This window comes from Streptomyces sp. NPDC050439 (assembly GCF_040655335.1).
Classification (GTDB): domain Bacteria; phylum Actinomycetota; class Actinomycetes; order Streptomycetales; family Streptomycetaceae; genus Streptomyces.
Genome location: NZ_JBFAJT010000001.1, coordinates 586,663 through 607,086 on the forward strand (window position 1 = coordinate 586,663; position 20,424 = coordinate 607,086).

Sequence of the window (20,424 nt, forward strand, 5' to 3'; positions counted from 1 at the left end):
CCTGGTCAGCCCGTCGCGACGACCGAGAGCAGGTGCGTCCCCCAGGGCGGCACGTCGACATAGAGCCCGTTCGCCGTCAGCTCCGCCCCCGAACGCTCGTACCGCTCGGCGTCCAGGAGTCCCACCAACTCGTAGGCTCCCTGGCCCAGATCGCTCCAGGGCAGCCGGATGCGTGCCTGCGCCTGGTGCTCCGAGAGGTTCACCACGGTCAGGAACCTGCCCGACTCACCGGTCCAGGCCGAGGCGATCAGGTCACGGCCCGAGTCGTTGTCGGGCCAGCCTTCGCCGTCCAGGAGCTGCCACCGGCCCGTACGCATGCCGCTGCGATGCACGCTGGAGAGCAGCCGCTCGTGGAACGCCTTCAGGGAAGGGTCGGCCGGCTCGTCGGGACGGCGGTCGAGGAAGACCGGCAGGTGGACCCGGCGTCCGGTGAACTGGCCCTCGTGCCACAGCGTCGCGCCGGGGAGCGTGGCGATCAGCACGGCCGCCGCACGCTCCTTGGCCAGGGGCAGCGTGTGCGCGGCCCGCGGCTCGTCGTGGTTCTCCAGGAACCGGACGAGTCCGCGCTGGTACTGCTCGTCGGCCCGCAGATGCGCCCTGACCGCCTCGGCGCTCTCGTTCAGCACCCGGTCGTACAGACGCTTGTCGTAGCAGAAGTCGAACCCCTGCTGCTGCAGGGCCCATTCGAGGTCCCAGTACGCCTCCGCGGCGAAGACCATGTCAGGGTGACGCCGCCGCACGGCGGTCACGACCTCGGGCCAGAAGTCCTCCTGCGGCACGGGCCCCGCCCGCTCGCCCCACGTCCGTGCGAACACGTCGTTCATCAGGAGCATCGCCATGTCGCAGCGCACCCCGTCGCAGACCTGGCCGATGTGGTCGAGCACCTCTGCGGTCGCGCGCCGCAGGGCGGGGGCGAAGGCGTTCAGCTGCACCACGTCCGGCCAGGGCGGGAAGAACGGGTCGCGGCCCCGGGCGAGCACGGCGCTCCCGGTGTCGAGGAACCCGGCCGGGTCGCTCTGGGCGTCCGCCGCGTCCCCCTGCACGAAGTACTCGGGGTGCTCCGTGACCCAAGGGCTGTCCGGCGCCACGTGGTTGGGCACGTAGTCGAGGAGCAGGCCGACTCCCCTGCGGTCCAGTTCGGTGCGGGCCGCAACAAGACCCGCGGGGCCACCGAGCGCCGCGTCGACCTCGTAGCGGCGGATGCAGTACGGCGATCCGGCGATGTCCTCCTCGCCGATGTCCGGGACGGCTCCGGCGAACGCGCCGCGCAGCGCCGGGTCCCGCAGGGCGATGGCGCGCCCTCGCGGACTGCGCTCCCACACCCCCATCAGCCAGACGGCGTCGACCCCGGCGGGCGTGATCTCGTCCCAGACCTCCTTGGGCACGTCCGCCAGATCGGCCGGATTGCCGGTGCGCAGGGCGGTCTCCCGCAGCCATACGCGGGTGTTGACCTCGTGCACGACGGGCTGCGCGGGCAACTGGGTCATCGGTTCTGCCTCCTCGCGGAGCCGGAACGGAAGTCGTCCGGTCCCAGTGCGCCGAAGATCTTCATCAGGGCCGCGACCAGGCCGGTCCAGCCCGTCTGGTGCGAGGCGCCGAGTCCCGCGCCGTTGTCGCCGTGGAAGTACTCGTAGAAGGAGATCAGGTCCCGCCAGTGCGGGTCGTCCGCGAACTTCTGCTGGCCTCCGTACACGGGCCGGCGGCCGTCCTCGCCGCGCACGAAGATCCGGGTGAGCCGGGAGCAGATGTCCTCGGCGACCTCGTACAGGTTCTTCTGAATACCCGATCCTGTCGGGCACTCGACGGTGAAGTCGTCGCCGTAGAAGCCGTACAGATTGATCAGCCCGCGGATGACCAGGGCGTTCATCGGCATCCAGACCGGGCCGCGCCAGTTGGAGTTGCCGCCGAACATGCCGGTGTCCGACTCGGCGGGCAGATAGGAGACCTTGTACTCCTCGCCGTGCACCCAGAACGTGTAGGGGTGTTCGGCGTGGTGGCGGGAGAGCGCCCTGATCCCGTACGGGCTCAGGAACTCGTCCTCCGACAGGAGCCGGGCGAGCACGCGCACGAGTTTCTTCTCGTCCAGGACGGACAGCAGCCGTGGACCGCCCGCCGTGCCGGCCTGCGCCGAGGTCAGCGTCACCGACAGCGAGGGGTGGCGCTCGGCGAACCGCCGCAGCCGGTCGCTGAGACCTGACAACCCCTCCAGCTGGTCCGGGCTGAAGACGGTCGACGCGCACAGCGGCAGCAGCCCCACCATGGAACGGACCTTCAGCTGCACCGCCTCCCCGTCGGGCAGCCGCAGCACGTCGTAGAAGAAGCCGTCCTCCTCGTCCCACAGTTCGTCGTGGAGGTCGCCGACGCGGTCCATGGAGGCGGCTATCCACATGTAGTGCTCGACGAACTTGAGGACCAGTTCCTCGTAGGCCTCATTGTGTTCGGCCAGTTCCAGCGCGATCTGCAGCATCGACTGGCAGTACAGCGCCATCCACGCGGTGCCGTCCGCCTGCTCCAGGGTGCCTCCGGTGGGCAGCGGGGCGCTGCGGTCGAAGACGCCGATGTTGTCGAGGCCGAGGAAGCCGCCCTGGAAGATGTTGCGGCCGCCGGGGTCCTTGCGGTTGACCCACCAGGTGAAGTTCGTGAGCAGTTTCTGGAAGGTGCGTTCGAGGAAGGCCCGGTCGGCCTGGCCGGTCGTGCCCTTCTCCACCGTGTAGACGAAGTACGCGGCCCAGGCGTGCACGGGCGGGTTCACGTCGCCGAAGTTCCACTCGTACGCGGGGATCTGGCCGTTGGGGTGCAAGTAGGCGTCGCGCAGCAGCAGTTCGAGCTGTTCCTTGGCGAAGCCGATGTCGACGACCGACAGGCCCACGGCGTGGAAGGCCAGGTCCCAGGCGGCGAACCAGGGGTACTCCCACTTGTCCGGCATGGAGACGATGTCGTCGCTCACCATGTGGAACCACTCGCCGTTGCGCAGCCCCGGCCGCGGCGGACTCCACGGGGTCATGTCGTGCTCGGCCAGCCACTTCTCCAGGTCGAAGGCGTAGTACTGCTTGGACCAGAGCATGCCGGCCAGGGCCTGGCGCAGCACGCGTGCCTCGTCCTCACTCGCCCCCTCGGGCGTCAACTCGCCGTAGAACGAGTCGGCTTCGGCGATGCGGTCGGTGAAGACCGTGTCGAAGCCGCGCGTCAGGGAGAGCTTCGCGTCCGCGGGGCCGAGGCGCAGCCGCAGTGTCTGCGACCCTCCCGCGGGAACGCTGAGTGTGTGGTGGGCGGCGGCCTTCGTACCCTCCCGTGCCGGGTTGACGGCGCTCTCCTCCCCCTCGACGACGTACCGGCCGATCGCGTTCTTGACGTAGGGGGAGGCGTTGGGCGAGCCGAAGAGTCGTTCGTTGTCGGTCTCGTTCCCGGTGAACAGCAGCGGGACCCCGTCGGCGCACCGCAGGGCGTAGCTGCCGAGCTCGGGGTGGTCGGCCCGGATCATCGGCTGCGGCCCGTCGACGGCCCGCAGCCGTGGCCCGCCCCGCTCGTCGTGCTGATCCTCCCAGGACCAGGTGTTGCGGAACCACAGGGTGGGCAGCACGTGCAGGGTCGCCTCGTCGGGGCCCCGGTTGTCGACGGTGATCCGCATCAGGATGTCGTCGTGGTCTGCCTTGGCGTACTCCACCGTGACGTCGAAGTACCGGTCGTCGTCGAACACTCCGGTGTCCATGAGCTCGTACTCGAACTCCTGGCGCGTGCGGTCCCGGTTGACGGACACGAGGTCGTTGTACGGGAACTCCGCCTGCGGGTACTTGTAGAGGTAGCGCAGGTAGGAGTGGCTGGGGGTGCTGTCGAGGTAGAAGTAGTACTCCTTGACGTCCTCCCCGTGGTTGCCCTCGCCGTTGGTGAGACCGAAGGCGCGCTCCTTGAGGATCGGGTCGCGGCCGTTCCACAGGGCGAGGGCCAGACACAGGCGCTGCTTGTCGTCGCAGATGCCGCCGAGGCCGTCCTCGCCCCACCGGTAGGCGCGTGAACGCGCGTGGTCGTGCGGGAAGTAGGACCAGGCGTCGCCGCCGGGGCTGTAGTCCTCACGGACCGTGCCCCACTGGCGCTCGCTCAGATACGGGCCCCACAGGCGCGACCGTGCGCTGCCGTCGCCGATCGCTCCGATCCGCCCGGCGTGCGTCCGCGTCTTCATGCGCGTCTCCCTGCCTCGGTCAACCGGATGCGCCAGTCTTCGCAAGGGGCCCCCGACCCGCCTCACCTTCCGGGGGTGAGCCTTCCGGGGGGCCGCCCGCCGCGTGCGCGACAAGGGTGATCCCGATGGCGTACGCGGCCAGCAGCGCGCCGACCACGAACAGTCCGGTCCACGACGAGAGGAGCAGCGCGACCAGGGCCGCCACGGCGACGCCGGCCACCCGCAGCACGTCGGCGTGCCGGGCCACCCATGGCCGCACCCGCGCACCGTCCACCCGGTCGCCGGCCTTGGCCAGGAAGTGGCCCGTCGCCCGCGCGCCCTGCGCCACGTACCGGCGCAGCGCCTTCGGCAACCGCCCCGGACCCACCAGGTACGCCAGGACGGCGATGGCGACACCCAGCCACAGCAGCTGGTCGCCGCGCTCGCGCAGGCTCTCGAAGACCGTCCACATCGCGGCGCGCGCGCCGTCGCGGTAGACGCCGTCCGGCACCTGGCCGAGCAGTTGGTCCCGGACCGCACGCAGCACGGTCGTCAGCACCGTGACGGTCACCACCAGCCACAGTCCGAGCTGCAGGAGAGTGCGCCGCCGTCGGGGCGAGATCCACAGGGCGAGCCCGAGCAGCACCGGCACGGCGATCACCAGACCCACCACCGCGCGCTTGAACAGCAGCACGCTCTCCTGCAGTTGACCCAGCTCGCCCCGGTTGTAGATGCGGATCTGCGCGAAGTTCTCGGGCAGTGACACGCCGAGCGCGGACTCGATGCGCTCGTGCAGGCCCGGCGGGATCTCTCCCGAGGAGAGGGGCGGCAGGTCCAGCTTCTTGCCGAACATGGTGGGCAGTTGCTCCTCCAGGGACCGCAGCACGTTGTTGACCACGGGCAGCAGGTTCAGGGTGACCGTGTCACCGTCCACCCGCACGTTCTCGTTGCGTTTCTCCAGCACCTCGACGATCCGCTCATGGGCGCGGCGGTTCGTCGCGCGCCACACCTCCTGGAACCGGTCATTGGCGATGAGCTTGGAGACGGAGTCCCGCACATAGTCGTGGACCGCACCGGTGACCGGCGCCGCGAGGAAGGAGGCGCGCGGGGGCAACGCGTCGGACAGCCGCTGTTCGACGTCCAGTTGGTCGAAGATCTCGCGCGCCAGATACGTGGAGACGGCGGCGTTCACGTCGGGGTCCTCGGGCAGCGGGCCCACCGTGGCGATCCAGCGATCCGTGTCGAGCGTGGTCCGCGCCCCCCACACCCCCACGATCGAGGTGACCGCGAGCACGGCGACCAAGGCGATCAGGACGGCCGCCACGACGCGCCGGACGGCCAGCAGCCGGACCCTGCGCCGCCGCTCGGTCCCCGCACGCGCACGCAGTTCGCCGACCTCGGCACGCAAGCGCCTCAGTTCGGACTCGGTACTGCTGTCCTGGGTGTCACCGTCTGGCGTCTCTTGCTGCGTCATGGGCGTCGCACCTCCGCCTCCCACCGTCACGGCGCCCGCGCCCGCTTCCCTCACCTGCGGCGGGTGACGCGCCGCCCCGGGTGTCGACGCTGTGATGACGGACGTGACGGCGGCAATTCCCCGAGAGGAGACACGATGGCTGGGATCGGACCGGTACAACTCCTGACGGTCGAATTCGGACCCGACGCCAAGTTCGAGGGACGGATCATCGAGGAGTTGGCGATCCTCGAGGCGAACGGGCAGATCCGCGTCCTCGACATGCTTTTCGTCCGCAAGGAGCCCGGCGGCACTCTCTTCTCCCTCGACTTCCAGGCGGAGGGGATGGGCGAGACCGTCGCCGCGCTGCTCGGCATCACGACCGAGGAGGTCCGGGCCGCGGAGGAGGCCTACCCGAGCCTGGCCGGGGGCAACGCCTTCGGCCTGACCCTGGACGAGATCAGGGAGATGGCCGACTCCCTCGACCCGGGGGCCGCGGCCGCCTTCGTCCTGCTGGAGCACGTATGGGCCAAGTACCTGCGCAAGGCCCTGCGCGACGCAGGTGCCGTCCCTGTCGCCGAGGGCTTCCTCACCGATGAGGCCCTGTCCCCCGTCCTGACCGAACTCACGGCAATGGCACAGAAGTTGGGCGACCCGGTCACTCCCTCGGTACGGCCGGACCCGACGACCCGCAATCAACGCAGGAGGTCCTGATGGCCGATCTCGTCGTACTCGGATTCGCGGACAAGGAAAAGGCGGAGGGCGTACTGCGGCTCTCCAAGGAACTGTCCCGCCAGGAACTGCTGGACCTGGAGGACGCGGCGCTCGCCTGGCGCACCATGGACGGCAAGATCCATGTGAGCCAGACCTTCAGCACCACGGCCACCGGCGCGGCCGGCGGAGCACTGTGGGGCTCGCTGTTCGGGCTGCTCTTCCTGATGCCGGTGTTCGGTGCCGCGGTGGGGGCCGCCACCGGTGCCGTCGCGGGAAAGCTCAGCGACGTCGGCATCAATGACGCCTTCGTCAAGGAGATCGCCGCCACCCTCGAACCCGGCCGTGCCGCCGTCTTCGCCCTCGTCCGCCGCTCCACGCCCGACCGCGTCCGTGACGCGGTACGCCCCTTCAACCCCACCGTGATCCGCACCTCCCTCACCAAGGACCGGGAGGAAGAGCTGATCGCGGCACTCCAGCCGCAGTGACCCGAGCGGCCCGGCACTCCGGGCCGGGCACTCCGGCAGGCGCCGTCTCCCCCGGGAACTTCACCCGGGTGAGATGGTGCCTGCCGCGCGTTCGCGTCTCCTTATGCGCCCCATACTTGCCGCAGCCGCACCACTTTGCTCCGAGAGCGAGGTGCCGTCCATGGCCGAGTGCTCACCCCGTTCACATGACACCGGCCCGACTCCGGCGATCGTCGGGACGGCGCCGGCGGTGCCGACCTGGCTCGTCCCCAGGCCCCGGCTGACCGACCGCCTCGCGCGCGGTGTCCTGGGGCCCCTGACCGTGATCGTGGGCCCCGTCGGCGCAGGCAAGACGGCCCTGGCCCTGGAGTGGGCGCACTCCCGGCGGCTGCCCGGACCGCTCGCCTGGGTCACCTGCGACGGCCGGTCCGAGCAGTCCTGCGTCTTCTGGCCGCGGGTGATCAACACGCTGCGCGCGGCCGGGGTGGACCTGCCCGAACCGCAAGGCGAACAGGCGGAACCGCTGCTCGTGGCGGCGCTCGCCGCCGATCTGCACAGGTGTGGTGAGCAGGTCGTCCTGGTCCTCGACGACTTCCAGCCCGCTCCCGGCTCCCCGATCGCGGAAGGCGTCAGCAGTCTCCTGCGGCACCTGCCCGGAGTGCTGCACCTGATCGTGCTGGCCCGCCGGGACCCGCCCCTGCATCTGCACCGTGGGCGCCTGACCAGCGAGGTCACCGAGCTGCGCACCACTGACCTGGCCTTCGACGACCAGGAGACGGCGGCGCTCCTTGCGCAGCACGGGATCGACCTACCCAAGCAGACGGTCAGCACGCTGCGGCGGCGTACGGACGGCTGGGCGGCGGGACTGCGCCTGGCCGCGATGTCCATGGAGAAACAGAACGATCCCGAGCGGTTCGTGGCGCACTTCGCCGGTGACGACGAGGCCATCGCCAGTTACCTCGTCGAGGAGGTCCTCGATCTGCAGCCCGCGGGGATGCGCAGGCTGCTGCTCACCACGAGCGTCCTCGACCGGATGAACGCCGAGCTGGCGGTCGAGCTCTCGGGCGAGGACGCCGGCCGGCACTTCGCCTCCCTCGTCCGGGAGAACTCGTTCCTGCAGCCCATGGGCCAGGGCTGGTATCGCTGCCATCAGATGTTCGCCGACGTACTGCGGATGTGCCTGCGCCACGAGAAGCCCGGCCTGGTCGCCCCGTTGCACCGCCGCGCGGCGGCGTGGCTCGGCGAGCACGGTCTGCTGGCCGACGCCGTGCGGCACCTGCTCGCCGCGGGCGACTGGGACCAGACAGGCCGCCTTGTCGTGGACCGTCTGGCGATCGGCCAGGTGCTCGGCCTCACCCGCCTGAGACTGCCGGCCGAGCTGACCGGACGGCCGCCCGCACCACCGTCGACAGGGGACCCCGAGCCCCCGCTGCTCGCCGCGGCGGTCGCCCGCGCGCGCGACGACGACCCACTGTGCTGCCGGTACCTCGACCTGTCCGACGGCCTGCTGGCCGACCTCCCGGCGGACGAGGAGCGTACGGCCCGGTGCCGCCTGGCCCATGCCGTGATCCGGATGGAACAGCAGCGCTCCCAGAACCCGTCGGAGGCGCGAGCGGCGGCGGCCGACGCGGAGTCCGCCCTCGCGCGTCTGCCGCACACGGCCCTGGCGCGCCACCCTGAGATCATCGCGCTCACATTGTCGATCCGCGGCGGCGGCGAGCTGCGGGCGGGCGGCCTCAAGGCGGCTGAGGCCTCCCTCACCGGAGCGCTCAAGGCCGCGGGAGCCGCCGGGAACGGCGCACTGCGCCGCGACTGCCTTGTCGAACTCGCGCTCCTCGAAGCCCTCCGCGGCCGCTTCCGTGCCGCCGACGAACTCGCCGCGCAGGCCACCCAGCCGTCCTTGCCGACCTGGCCCGTGGCCGAGCGCGCGCAGGCATCCCTGCATCTGGTGCGCGCCTGGGTCGAACTCGCGCGTGCCGAGCCCGGCCGGGCCAAGCTCGAACTCCGCGCCGCCCGCGCCGTGTTGCGGGTACGGCCCGACGCCTTCCTCTCCGATGTCGGCTCCCTGGTGACCGCGCTTGCCACGGCCGCCGAGCAGTATGGTTCCGCGCCCTCTTCGATCGGTGAGGTGGTGGCCGCCTCCCGGTTGCCCCGGCCCGTGCTGCGGTCCCTGGCGCCGGCGTGCGCGCCGCTGCTCGACTCCGCCCGCCACAAGGTCGCCGCCGGCACGCCTTCGCGCTCGGCCGCCCACCCGGCTCTCACCCTCGCGGCGGCCACGCCGACGGTCACCGAGCGGCTCAGCGCCCGGGAGCGCGACGTCCTGAACCGGCTGGCGCAGATGATGACCACCGAGGAGATCGCCGAGGAGCTGTACCTCTCGGTGAACACGGTGAAGACACACCTCAAGAGCGTCTACCGCAAGCTCTCCGTGACCCGGCGCTCAGCAGCGGTCCGACGCGCTCGCGAGCTCCAACTCCTGTGACATATAAGGGTGTTGACGTACCGCCGTGACGTGCAGGCGTCTACACGAGGCCCAGCGCGCGGGCGCTTCGTACGGCCTCTGCCCGGGAACACACACCCAGTTTGCGGTACACGGAGCGGACGTGGCTCTTGACCGTGTTCACCGAGACGTACAAGCCGTCGGCAATCTGCCGTAGCGGCACCTCCTGCTGAAGTCGGCTCAGGACCTCCAGCTCACGTTCCGTCAATCGCTCCGTGGGCCCGGGCCGCTCACCGGGCCGCTCCGGCTGCGCGGGGACCAGCGCGAGCACCGCCGCCGCCTCGCTCACCAGCGCGCCCGCGCTGCGGACATCGCCCACGTCCCCGGCGATCCGCACCAAGGTGCCCGCGACCCACACCAGGCAGGTCGTCATGGCCGACTCGGCCGCCCGTGTCTCCCGGCTGAGCACACTCAACCGACCATGCAGGGCGGAGACTTCACCCACCGCTCTCGACGAACCACTTCCCGGCTCCGTGCACAGCGCCGCGGACATGCCCCTCACCTCCCCATGTGCAGGGCATATTTACTACCCCTACACCGTGGGTCCGCCACTACGGCTGCGGAAGAGGCTGTCCGGCTCTATTTGCCTGGAACTCGTTCTAGACGCCTGCCTCCGGCAATCGGCGCACCTCGATGAGTTCGAGGCCGAGCGCCTGGATGCGGTCGAGGATCCCGTACAGCGCGGCCTGGTCGAGTCCCGCGCCCATCAGCACCGTCTCGGCCGGGCGCAGCACCACCGTCATCTCTCCGAAGGCCGAACGGAAGGCCTCACCGATCCGGCCCCGCACGCGGATCTCGAAATCGGCGCCGCCAGGTGGTGTCCCTGCCGGTTCGGGCCCCGAGCCTTGCTGTGCCCCGCCCATGGCGACACCTCCTGTGCGACGGCTCTGCCATCGGCCGACATTCTCGCGCCGGCACGGCCGACGGCATCACCTTGTGCGGGTGACGGTGCCGCCACCAGGGGCCCCGGGGTCATCCCTGGCGGGTGAACCGGCCGGGTGGTGCCGGGCGGGATGCTCCGGACTCACCCAGGAGGAGGTTCGACATGACGGAGCAGATGTCACCGGGCCAGTCGCGTTCCGACCCGCCCGAACCACAGCCTCGTGTCAATCCGGTCGCCGTCGGCGGTGTCGTCTTCGCGGTGTGTTTGCTGGGCATCATCGGCGCGTTCCACGCGATCGCGGGACTCACCGCGATCCTCAACGACAATTTCTACCAATCGCAGAACGACTACCCCTTCGACTTCGACGCCAACGTCCGCGGCTGGATCCAGATGCTCGTGGGCGCCCTGGTCCTCGCGGCGGCCTTCAGCATCTTCTCCGGCAAGACCTGGGCCCGCGCGGTCGGCATCGGCGTCGCGGCGCTCAGCGCCCTGCAGAACTTCTTCTTCACGCCGTACTACCCGGTGTGGTCCGCCATCATCATCGCGATGGACGTCCTGGTGATCTGGTCGCTGGCCACGTACGGGCACCGGCAGGCGCACAAGGTCTACGGGGCGCCTATGTAGCGGAGGGCGCCGGTGCCGTGGAGGTCAGCCCGAGCCTGAAGAGCAGCCGCCAGTCGAGGCGCGGGCGCTCCCGGTACAGCCCGGGCCGCGACCGTGGCACGACCACGCGCAGGACCCCGGGCCGCACCTCGCAGTGCACGGGGGTCCGCAGACGCACCGCCTCGCCGTCGATGCCGACCGGGATCTCCTCCTGGTCGGCATCGACGGCCACAGCGGCGGCCGTCACCCGCGTCAGCCCGGCGGCCGACCCGCCGCGCAGCAGCCCCGCGGCCTGCGCGCCGCTGGTGACCCGGATGCCGACACAGCCGAGGACCCCGCCGTCGAGGCGCGTACGGCGGCCGAGCCCGGCGATGTCGTTCGTGCCGTACGGGTTGTTGCTCACCAGCAGTGCCTGGGGGTCCGTGAGGTCGTGCTCCCCGGCACGCGCCGTCAGTCGCGCGCCCTTGTGACCCTCGAGGAGATCGGGCAGCAGTTGGAGGGTGGTACGTGTCTTGTCATCCCGGTAGGCCGGACTCTGCACCACCTCGGCATAGGCGCCGAACGACACGTTGTTGACGAAGGGCCGCCCGCCGGCCCGGCCGAGGTCCACCCGCAGCTCCACCCCGTCGCTCAGCGCGGCCAGGGCCGTCGACGGATCGTCGCGGTCCAGGCCCAGGTCGAGGGCGAAGTGATTGCGGGTGCCCGCCGGGATCACCAGGAACGGCAGGTCGAGGGCGGCGGCGACGTCGGCGACCAGCGCCTGGGTGCCGTCCCCGCCGGCGACGCCGAGCAGGTCGGCGCCCTCGGCCGCGCACTTGCGGGCGAGGGCCGCCACGTCGATCTCGCCGCTGCCCTCCAGGAGCACCACCTCGGCGCCCGCCGCGGCTGCCCGCTCGCGCAGCGCGAACCGGTCCACCTTGCCGCCCCCGGAACGCGGATTCATGATCAGGACCGGATGGCGGAACTCGGCGGCCGGGCGCTCCGGCATCGGATCCGGGGGCTTGTGCCGCGCGAGGGCCGCACGGCCCGTGCCCGCCGCGAGGAGCCACAGCCCGCCGGACAGCAGGGCTACCCAGGTGAGCCGGGCCTGGGTGTACTCCACGAGCACCCAGACCGGAGCGGAGACGGCAAGCAGCACCGCGAGGATCCGTGGCAGGCCCCGCCTGCTGAGGATCCACCAGACCGCGGCGGCCGTGATCGCCAGGCCCGCGAGGCCCACGCCCAGCAGGGCGAAGGTCTTGACACCCGCGAACACTCCGAGCACCAGCACCGCGGCGGCGGCGGATGCCAGGGACGCACGGGCCAGCCATCGCTGTCCTCGGATCGTCGGTTCCATGCCTGTCAGTCTGCGGCTCCGGAGCCCGTCGGGCCTCACCCCTGGAAGGCGACCTCACACCGGCGGGGTGACGCCGGACCGCCCGGCCGCCCCCAGAGTCCTCAACGCCTGGAGGGAGCGCGCCATGACCGAGACCACTCATCTTCACCTCACCCCGCGGGAGCGGGCGGCCCTGGGACGGGCCGGCCGGACCCGGGCCCGGCGGTCCGACCACGCCGAGTTCACCGCCGCGCCAGACCGCCCCGACCCGGTCGACGTGATCGAGCGGCAGTCGGCGAGCAGGCTCCCGGAACTCGTGCCGATCCGCTACGGCCGGATGCTCGAGTCGCCGTTCCGCTTCTTCCGCGGGGCGGCCGCCGTCATGGCCACCGACCTGGCCCACACACCGGACAGCGGCCTGCGGGCCCAACTGTGCGGGGACGCCCACATGTTGAACTTCCGGCTGCTCGCGTCACCGGAGCGGCACCTGATGTTCGACGTCAACGACTTCGACGAGACGCTGCCCGGACCGTGGGAGTGGGACGTCAAACGCCTTGTGGTCAGCCTCGTGATCGCGGGGCGCGACAACGGCTTCAAGCGCGCGGAGCGGGCCCGGGTGGTGCGCGCGACCGTCCGCTCGTACCGCGAGTCGATCAGGGACTTCGCCCGGATGCGGACGCTCGACGTGTGGTACTCGCGGATCGACGCGGCGGATCTGCACACCCTGATGTCCGCCAAGCTCGACGCGCGAACGCGGCGAAGGGTGTCCAAGACGTTCAGCAAGGCCCGCACCCGCGACCACCTGCAGGCCCTGGAGAAGCTGGCCCGGATGGTCGACGGCCAGCTGCGGCTCGCACCCGACCCACCGCTGATCACCCCCCTCGACGACCTCATGCCGGGGGTCGAGCGCAAGCAACTGGAGCACCAGCTGCGGGAGCTGGTCGACCGGTACGCGCTGTCGCTGCCCGCCGACCGGCGGGCGCTCCTTGCGCAGTACCGGGTGGTCGACATGGCCCGGAAGGTGGTCGGGGTGGGCAGCGTCGGGACCCGCTGCTGGATCATCCTGCTGCTGGGCCGCGACGACACCGACCCGCTCCTGCTGCAGGCGAAGGAGGCCCAGCCGTCGGTGCTCGCGGAGTTCGCGGGCGCGAGCAGCCACCTCAACCAGGGGGAACGGGTCGTCGCCGGACAGCGTCTGATGCAGGCGACCAGCGACATGTTCCTGGGCTGGGAACGGGTCGAGGGGCTCGACGGCCGTGAACGCGACTTCTATCTGCGGCAGTTGCGGGACTGGAAGGCCATACCGCAGGCAGAGCTGATGACCCCCGACGTCATGCGGCTGTTCGGCCGGATGTGCGGGGCGACCCTCGCCCGCGCGCACGCGCGGTCCGGCGACCGGATCGCCGTCGCCGCCTACCTGGGCGGCTCCGACACCTTCGACCAGGCCCTGGCACGGTTCGCGGAGACGTACGCCGACCAGAACGAGCGCGATCACCGGGCGCTGGCCACGGCGGTGCGGAAGGGCCGGGTGGCCGCCGTGTCAGCGTGACGCGCCGTTCGCCGGGCCCAGCCACCGTCGCACCGACTCCTCCTGGGCGAGTGTCCGGCCGATCGCGATGCCGAACACGACGACGGTGAAGTAGAGGATCAGCCAGGAGAGCACGGTGAAGACCGAGCCGAGCGCTCCGTAGCGACCCTCGCTCATGCGGAGCGCGCGCGGCAGCCACAGCCCTGACAGTGCGTAGAACGAGACCGCGCCCGTGCCCGTGAGCACCGCCCCGGGCAACAGGGGCAGCCAGGGAACGCGGCCGACGAGGAGCAGGTGCTGGGTCCACCACCACATCAGGACCGACGCCACCAGTTGCAGCGGGACACCCAGGGCGGGGCCCGCTCCGAAGGCCCGGTACAACAGGCCCTGCACGATCAGCATCGCGACCCACACCAGGAGCCACGCCGCCCAGCGCCAGGCCACCAGCCGCACACCGGCGCGTGGCAGGTCCCAGGCGCGTTCGCAGGTGCGCTGCAGGGCCCGGGTGAAAGCGGTCGCCGACAGCAGTGCCACCAGCACGCTTGCCGCGCCCCAGCTGTGCGTCGCGGTGTCCCCGCCTCCGAGGACACCCTCGGCCTGCGCCACCACGGGTCCACCGGAGCCCACCATGGAGCGCAGCGAGCGCAGCAGTTCACGCCGGACGGCCTCCGGGCTGAACGAGGCCACCGCGATGAGCATGGGAAGCGCGGCGAGGAACGCCTGCGCCGCCAGCCGTGTCGACATGTCGAGGATGGTGACGTGTACGAGCTGTTTGATCACGCGCCCCGTCAGCGGCCGTGCCGCACTGGCGATCGGCATGACGGTGTCCTCTCGTAGCGGGAACTGTCCTGCCGGGCACCCTCCGATCCGGCAGCCCGCGGCACGTCGCCCACTCCGGGTGAGGTGTGCCGGTGATCAGGGCGCCGGAACGTCCATCGTCACCGGCCCGTACCGCGCGCTGGGCGCCTGTGTCGTGAGGGCCCAGTAGCGGTCGCCGTAGGACCAGTGCCACCACTCTGTGGGGTAGTTGACCAGGCCCGCGGTGGCGAGGGCAGCGGTGAGGGTACGGCGGTTGCGGCGGGCCGCCGGGGAGATGAGGGCGCTGTCCATGTAGCAGGCGCCGTCGCTCTCCTCGGGGCTGGCGTTCACCGGGGTGCCGAGGTCGAGTTCGGTGCCCGAGGCGGTGCGCAGGGTGAGGTCGACCGCGGCGCCCGCGACATGCGGACCCACGTCGGGCGGCGACAGGGAGCGGCTCGTCTGCTGCTGGAGGTAGTCGTCCGACCAGTCGGGATTGGCCTTCCTCAGCTCGGCGGCGTACTCCTCGAAGTACTGGATCTGCAGGGCCAGCGGCCGGTATCCCTCGGTGACCAGGAGGCGCAGCCCCTCGGGGAGCAGCCGGGCGGCGCGGGCCAGGCGCCAGGCGACGCCCTCCCGCAACTGGGCGTAGGCCCCGTCCTGGTCGGCGAGGCGGTCGTCGACGTCCACGAAGGGCAGTTGACGCAGGTCCACGAGGGCCTCGCCGCAGTCGTGGACCGGGATGCCGACGACTCTGGGGTCGTTCATGAGGATGATCGACGACATGTCTGCCCCTTCGTGGCGACGGCGGCGGGCACAGCTCCGGGGACGGGCTGCCGCCCGGCCCCGGAGTCCCCTCCGTGCCCTGGCAGGGGCGCTACGCGACGAGCGGCCCACACGACCGACGGTGTCGGTGGTGTGGGCCGTACGAGGCATCAGTGGCCTTCCCCCGTGCTTCCCCCGATGAATTCCGCTGAGTCCCCCGTTGTTTCCTGCGATCCCCCGTTGCCGTCGGCGTGTTCACCCGCCGACAACCACAGCGTGACGCAGGCCGCTGCAAATTCTCTGCAAGTCCGGGGCAAGCGGATTGCAGGACCGCCGTTTCGGGCGGCCCGAAGGGGTCTTAGAGCCCCGGCTCGTTCCGCTCGCGCGCCTCGTACGCGGTGAAGACCTCCCGCGCCTCGGCACGCAGCGCACCGGCCGCCGCCCGGTCCCCCGCGGCCTCGCGCGCCGCCGCGAGATCACGCAGGGTGCGGGCGCGGGGAAGCGGGAGCCCCAGGTCGTCCCAGAGGTCGGCGGCCGCGGTGAGGTGCTGTTCGGCGGTGTCCAGGCGGCCCGCGGCGAGCTCGCACTCGCCGAGGGTGCGCATGCCAAGGGCCTCGCCGAAGCGGTCGCGCTGACCGCGGCAGATGTCGAGTACGTCGCGGATCTCTGCGTCCGCCTCGGCCGAACGCCCCAGCCTGATGCGGGACTTGGCCCGCGCCTGCATGGCGTACGCGAGCATGAGCGGGTCCCCCAGGGTGCTCAGCAGGTCCACCGCGCGCCCCGACAGCTCCTCCGCCGCCGCGTACTCGCCGAGGGCGCGGTGCACCAGGCCGAGCGAGCGCAGGGTGAGGGATTCGCCGCGACGGCTGCCGAGCCTGCGGTAGGCCCGCAGCGATTCGTCGAGGAAGGAGCGGGACGCCGCGAAGTCGCCGAGTTCGAGCTGGACCGACCCGGCGTACCGGCAGGACAGGCCGAGGCCCGGGTCGTCGTGGAGCTCACGGAATCCGTCGACGGCGCGCACCAGCGTCTCCTGTGCGGCACGCAGCCGCCCCGCCTCGCGCAGGGCGCTGCCGAGCCCGGCGAAGGCGGCTGCCTGTCCGCGTACGTCGCCGAGTTCGGCGCAGAGGCCGGCGGCCTGCTTGAAGTAGCCCTGGGACTCGGGGAACCGGTCCTGTTCGTATCGGAGTTGGCCCAGGCCGATGAGCAGCAGCGCCTCGCCCGCCCTGTCCTCGGCGCGGCGGGCGGCGGCCAGGGCCGCGTCGTGTGTGCGCCACCACGCCTCGAAACGGTTGCCGACGGTGTACGCGGAGGAGCACAGCGCGGCAGCGGCCTCGCAGGAGAGGGTGTGCAGGTCGAGGGCGGCCGCGCGCTCGACGGCGGCGGCTATCGCGTCGGCCTCCGCCTCGAACCAGGCGGCCGGGTCGGTCAGTGCCCGCTGGGTGGCTTCGGGGCCGACGGGCCGCACGAGCCGGCGCAGGGAGTGGGCGGAGCCGTTCGGGCCGGCGGAGTCCAGGAGGCCGCGGTGCAGTTCGACGGCGCCCGATGGTGTGGCGGACGCGGCGAGGCCGGTGAGCCAGAGCCAGGCGCCAAGGGCGCGGCCGACGGCGGCGGCCCGTTCGGCGGGCGGGTCCTCGGCGTCGGCGCGTTCGGCGGCGTACACGCGGACCAGGTCGTGGGGCCGGTAGCGGGGCTGACCGGCGCGGTCGACGCCGGTGCAGTGCAGGAGCTGTGCGTCGATGAGCTGTTCCACGACACGGTCGGCCTCGGCCTCCGGCACGTCGAGCAGGGCGGTCACCACCCAGGCGGCGACATCGGGTGCGGCGAGCAGGCCGAGGCGGCGCAGTGCGGTGCGGGCGGGGGCGTCAAGGGCCCGGTAGCTCATGCCGAGGCCGGCCCGGACCTCCAGGTCGCCGACGGCGAGTTCGTCCAGGCGGTGGTGTTCGTCGGCGAGCCGGTCGGCGAGCATGCGCGCGGTCCAGTGGCGGCGGGTGGCCAGGCGGGCGCCCGCGATGCGGATGGCGAGCGGGAGCCCGCCGCACAGCTCGACGATGCGCCGGACGGCATCCGGCTCGTCCCTGACGTGCCGCTCCCCCGCGACCCGGCCGAGCAGCTCGGTCCCGGGCTCCGTGTCGAGCACGTCGAGATCGGTGCGGTGCGTACAGGGCAGGGCGCCGAGGCGGGCCCGCGCGGTGATGAGCACCCCGCAGGTGGCGCTGCCGGGAAGCAGGGGGCGCACCTGGGACTCGCTGGCCGCGTCGTCGAGCACGAGCAGCACGCGGCGTCCGGAGACCAGGCTGCGGAAGAGGTCGCGCCGCTCGGCGTCCCCGTCGGGCGGGTCGGCGCCCAGGGCGTAGAGGAGCCGGCCGAGGACTTCGCCGGGGGCCACCGGGTCGGTGGCGCCCCGCAGTTCGGCGTAGAGCTGGCCGTCCGGGTACGCGTCGGTGACCTGGTGCGCGGCCCGCACCCCCAGGGTCGACTTGCCGACGCCGCCGGGCCCGGAAAGGACGACGACCGGCATGGCCTCGCGGGGCCCGGACAGCGCGGCCCGGACATCGGCCAGTTGCGTGTCACGGCCCGTGAAGTCGCCGATGGTGGGCGGCAGAAGGGCCGCCACGGGGACCGTGGCGGCATCCCGAAGGAACGTTGCGTGTTCGGGGGTGCCCGGCTCGGCGGGGAGCAGTTCTTCGTCGGCCCGCAGGATCGCCTCGTGCATCCGTCTGAGGTCGGGGCCGGGATCGATGCCGAGCTCCTGGGCCAGGACGTCGCGGCCCTCGGCGTAGACCGCGAGGGCATCGGCCTGGCGGCCCAACCGGTAGAGCGCGAGCATCAGTTGGCCGCGGGGACGCTCCCGGGTGGGGTGCCTGGAGACCAGCGCGGTGAGTTCGGCCACCAGGTCCGTCTCGCGGCCCGACTGGGCCAACTGCGCGGCGATCCGCTCTTCCAGGGCCGCCTGCCGTGCCTCGTCCAGCTGGTCGGCCATGGCCCGCAGTGTCTCGCCGATCCCGCCGAGCGCGGGGCCGCGCCACAGCGCCAGGGCGTCCCCCAGCAGCCGTGCGGCGGCGCCGTGATCCCCTTCGGCGGCCGCCTGCCTGCCCTGTACGGCGAGGCGCTCGAACGCGACGCGGTCGACGAGGGTGGCGTCCGCGTGGATCAGATAGCCGGGCGGCCGGGTCTCGATGGCCTCGGCGGACAGCGCGCGGCGCAGCGCGGAGACATAGGACTGGATGAGGGAGCGTGCCGTGTCCGGCGGTCTCTCGCCCCAGATGGCGTCGATCAGCGCGTCGACGGACACCACGCGTCCCGGCTCCAGGAGCAGTGCCGCGAGGAGTGCCCGCGGCTTGGGTCCGCCGAGACTGAGGCGGCGGCCCGCACGCCATGCCTCGACCGGGCCCAGCAAGCGGTAGTCGGTGTCCGTGTCCAAGCCCGTCTCCATGGGTCCTTGCCCCGCGCCGCCCCCACCGTGCCGCCCCCGATCGGCTGGTCATACTACGTCTGCCCGCAATCAACTCGCGTGCACACCAAGGGAATCAGGCCATCCGTCGGCGGGGCGCCGCGCAGGCCTGTGCACAGGCGGTTTCAGTCGGGCGCGGAAGGGCCCTTGCGGGGAGGAGAACCCTCGTCCGCGTCCTGCTCCGGGGCGTCCGCGGCGGGCGCCATCGGCATGCCGCCGCCACCTTGGAGGCGCTCCAGGTCGGCGGGCCGCACCTGGATGACCAGCAGGGCGATCAACGCGGCGACGACGGCGAAGACGGCCGCGGCGATGAAGGAGCTGGAGATGCCGGAGGCGAGGACCTGGTCGCCCCAGCGCCCCGGCAGCTCCCCCGTCCTGCGGAACTGGAGCTGCTCGGCGCGGGTCGCCTCCGCCAGGAAGCGGGGGACCTGGTCCGTGGCTTCGTTGCGGCTGGCCGTGCCGAAGACCGTGACCAGGACGGAGAGGCCGAGCGAACCGCCCACCTGCTGGGTGGCGTTGAGGATCCCGGAGGCCGCTCCGGCGTCGTGCGACTGCACGCCCGAGACCGCCATCAGCGTCAGCGACACGAACTGCATGCCCATGCCGAAGCCGAAGACGAGGACGGGCCCGAGCAGGCTGCCCACGTAGGTGCTGTCGACGTCGGTCAGCGTCAGCCAGCCGAGCCCCGCGGCAGCGAGCACCGCGCCCACCACCATGAACGGCTTTGGCCCCCATTTGGGCAGCAACTGCGAGGCGAGCCCCGCGCCGACCGCGATGATCGCGCTCACCGGCAGAAAGGCCAGACCGGCACGCAGCGGGCTGAAGTCCAGGATGTTCTGCACGAAGAGCGTCAGGAAGAAGAACATGCCGAACATGGCCGCTGCCAGGCACAGCATCATCCCGTAGACACCGGCGCGATTGCGGTCGCGGAACATCCACAAAGGCGTGATGGGCTGCTTCGAGCGGCTCTCGACGGCGAGGAACAGGCCGAGCAGGATGACGGCCGCGGCGAAGGCCGCGATGGTCACGCTGTCGCTCCAGCCGTCCTCGGACGCGCGGATGAAACCGTAGACGAGCAGCACCATGCCCACGGTGGAGGTGAGGGCGCCGAGGATGTCGAAGTGCCCGGGGTGCCGCTCGGACTCGCGGATGTAGCGGGGTGTGGCGAAGGCGATGAGCAGTCCGATGGGGATGTTCACGAACAGGACCCAGCGCCAGTCGAGCCACTCCACGAGCAGTCCGCCCGCGAGCAGTCCGATGGCGCTGCCGCCCGCGGAGACGGCCGCGAACACGCCGAACGCGCGGTTGCGTTCGGGTCCTTCGCGGAAGGTGGTGGTGATCAGCGAGAGGGCGGTCGGCGAGGCGATGGCACCGCCGACGCCTTGCAGCGAGCGCGCCGCGAGCAACTGCCAGGATTCCTGGGAGAGTCCGCCGAGCAGTGAGGCGAAGACGAAGAGCAGGACGCCGAACATGAAGACCCTGCGGCGCCCGAGGATGTCGCCGAGGCGCCCGCCGAGCAGCAGCAGACCGCCGAACGTCAGCGTGTAGGCGTTGATCACCCAGGACAGGGTCTCGGTGGAGAAGCCGAGCGAGGTCTGGATGTGCGGGAGCGCGATGTTCACGATGGTGATGTCGAGGACCACCATCAGCTGGCACGAGGCGATGACGAGGAGTGCGATACCGCTGCCGCTGCCCCGCTTCGGGGAGGCGGCAGGCTCCGGGGGTGTCCTGCGCGAGCCTGTCATGGGAGTGCCGTTGGATCAGTCGGGCGGTGAACGGCGGCGTTCACTGCTCTCAGGC

15 protein-coding genes are annotated in these 20,424 nt (G+C 71.7%); 5 read left to right on the forward strand and 10 right to left on the reverse strand.

Annotated elements, in window-relative coordinates; translation table 11 throughout:
* Positions 1-5 precede the first annotated feature (5 nt).
* The 3 genes from AB0I66_RS02785 to AB0I66_RS02795 are packed head-to-tail and all read right to left on the reverse strand — an operon-like array spanning position 6 to position 5,630.
* The gene (locus AB0I66_RS02785; protein ID WP_363205864.1) at positions 6-1,487 is read right to left on the reverse strand and encodes an alpha-amylase family glycosyl hydrolase; all 1,482 of its coding nucleotides are present in this window, start codon (positions 1,485-1,487) and stop codon (positions 6-8) included.
* Complete coding sequence (locus AB0I66_RS02790) at positions 1,484-4,177, reverse strand: glucosidase (RefSeq protein WP_363205865.1); 2,694 nt, start codon at positions 4,175-4,177, stop codon at positions 1,484-1,486. Before AB0I66_RS02790 ends, AB0I66_RS02785 begins: the two co-directional genes overlap by 4 nt.
* Positions 4,178-4,196: 19 nt before the next feature.
* Complete coding sequence (locus AB0I66_RS02795; RefSeq protein WP_363205866.1) at positions 4,197-5,630, reverse strand: hypothetical protein; 1,434 nt, start codon at positions 5,628-5,630, stop codon at positions 4,197-4,199.
* A gap of 135 nt (positions 5,631-5,765) precedes the next feature.
* On the opposite strand from AB0I66_RS02795, the gene AB0I66_RS02800 reads away from it, so the two are divergent.
* The 3 genes from AB0I66_RS02800 (at position 5,766) to AB0I66_RS02810 (ending at position 9,266) form a co-directional block, all read left to right on the forward strand.
* Positions 5,766-6,320 (forward strand): DUF1269 domain-containing protein, encoded by a 555-nt coding sequence (locus AB0I66_RS02800; protein WP_363205867.1) that lies wholly within the window; start codon positions 5,766-5,768, stop codon positions 6,318-6,320.
* Positions 6,320-6,805 (forward strand): DUF1269 domain-containing protein, encoded by a 486-nt coding sequence (locus tag AB0I66_RS02805; RefSeq protein WP_363205868.1) that lies wholly within the window; start codon positions 6,320-6,322, stop codon positions 6,803-6,805. The genes AB0I66_RS02800 and AB0I66_RS02805 overlap by 1 nt, the downstream gene beginning before the upstream one ends.
* A 160-nt stretch (positions 6,806-6,965) precedes the next feature.
* Positions 6,966-9,266: a LuxR C-terminal-related transcriptional regulator gene (locus tag AB0I66_RS02810; protein ID WP_363205869.1), complete on the forward strand. Its 2,301-nt coding sequence runs from the start codon at positions 6,966-6,968 to the stop codon at positions 9,264-9,266.
* A gap of 40 nt (positions 9,267-9,306) precedes the next feature.
* Here AB0I66_RS02810 and AB0I66_RS02815 read toward each other — a convergent pair whose 3' ends face one another.
* Both AB0I66_RS02815 and AB0I66_RS02820 read right to left on the reverse strand, forming a co-directional pair.
* Positions 9,307-9,693, reverse strand: a complete 387-nt coding sequence (locus AB0I66_RS02815) for a LuxR C-terminal-related transcriptional regulator (protein WP_363206661.1) — start codon at positions 9,691-9,693, stop codon at positions 9,307-9,309.
* A 190-nt stretch (positions 9,694-9,883) separates the two neighbouring features.
* Complete coding sequence (locus tag AB0I66_RS02820) at positions 9,884-10,147, reverse strand: hypothetical protein (protein ID WP_363205870.1); 264 nt, start codon at positions 10,145-10,147, stop codon at positions 9,884-9,886.
* A gap of 182 nt (positions 10,148-10,329) precedes the next feature.
* Between AB0I66_RS02820 and AB0I66_RS02825 the strand changes: the two genes are divergently transcribed.
* Positions 10,330-10,791: a hypothetical protein gene (locus AB0I66_RS02825; RefSeq protein WP_363205871.1), complete on the forward strand. Its 462-nt coding sequence runs from the start codon at positions 10,330-10,332 to the stop codon at positions 10,789-10,791.
* Here AB0I66_RS02825 and AB0I66_RS02830 read toward each other — a convergent pair.
* A complete protein-coding gene (locus tag AB0I66_RS02830; RefSeq protein ID WP_363205872.1) occupies positions 10,784-12,106 on the reverse strand; it encodes a diacylglycerol kinase family protein in 1,323 nt (440 codons plus the stop codon). The genes AB0I66_RS02825 and AB0I66_RS02830 overlap by 8 nt on opposite strands.
* Before the next feature lie 124 nt (positions 12,107-12,230).
* On the opposite strand from AB0I66_RS02830, the gene AB0I66_RS02835 reads away from it, so the two are divergent.
* Positions 12,231-13,634, forward strand: coding sequence for a DUF2252 domain-containing protein (locus tag AB0I66_RS02835; protein WP_363205873.1), 1,404 nt, complete (start codon positions 12,231-12,233; stop codon positions 13,632-13,634).
* Here the strand turns inward: AB0I66_RS02835 and AB0I66_RS02840 are convergent.
* The 4 genes from AB0I66_RS02840 to AB0I66_RS02855 form a co-directional block, all read right to left on the reverse strand.
* A complete protein-coding gene (locus AB0I66_RS02840; RefSeq protein WP_363205874.1) occupies positions 13,626-14,432 on the reverse strand; it encodes a YhjD/YihY/BrkB family envelope integrity protein in 807 nt (268 codons plus the stop codon). The genes AB0I66_RS02835 and AB0I66_RS02840 overlap by 9 nt on opposite strands.
* Before the next feature lie 96 nt (positions 14,433-14,528).
* On the reverse strand, positions 14,529-15,194 hold the full coding sequence (locus AB0I66_RS02845) for a M15 family metallopeptidase (protein ID WP_363205875.1): 666 nt from the start codon (positions 15,192-15,194) through the stop codon (positions 14,529-14,531).
* Positions 15,195-15,531: 337 nt separating this feature from the next.
* Positions 15,532-18,594, reverse strand: a complete 3,063-nt coding sequence (locus tag AB0I66_RS02850) for a BTAD domain-containing putative transcriptional regulator (protein ID WP_363205876.1) — start codon at positions 18,592-18,594, stop codon at positions 15,532-15,534.
* Between the two features lie 155 nt (positions 18,595-18,749).
* Positions 18,750-20,369, reverse strand: coding sequence for an MFS transporter (locus AB0I66_RS02855; protein WP_363205877.1), 1,620 nt, complete (start codon positions 20,367-20,369; stop codon positions 18,750-18,752).
* Positions 20,370-20,424: the final 55 nt, after the last annotated feature.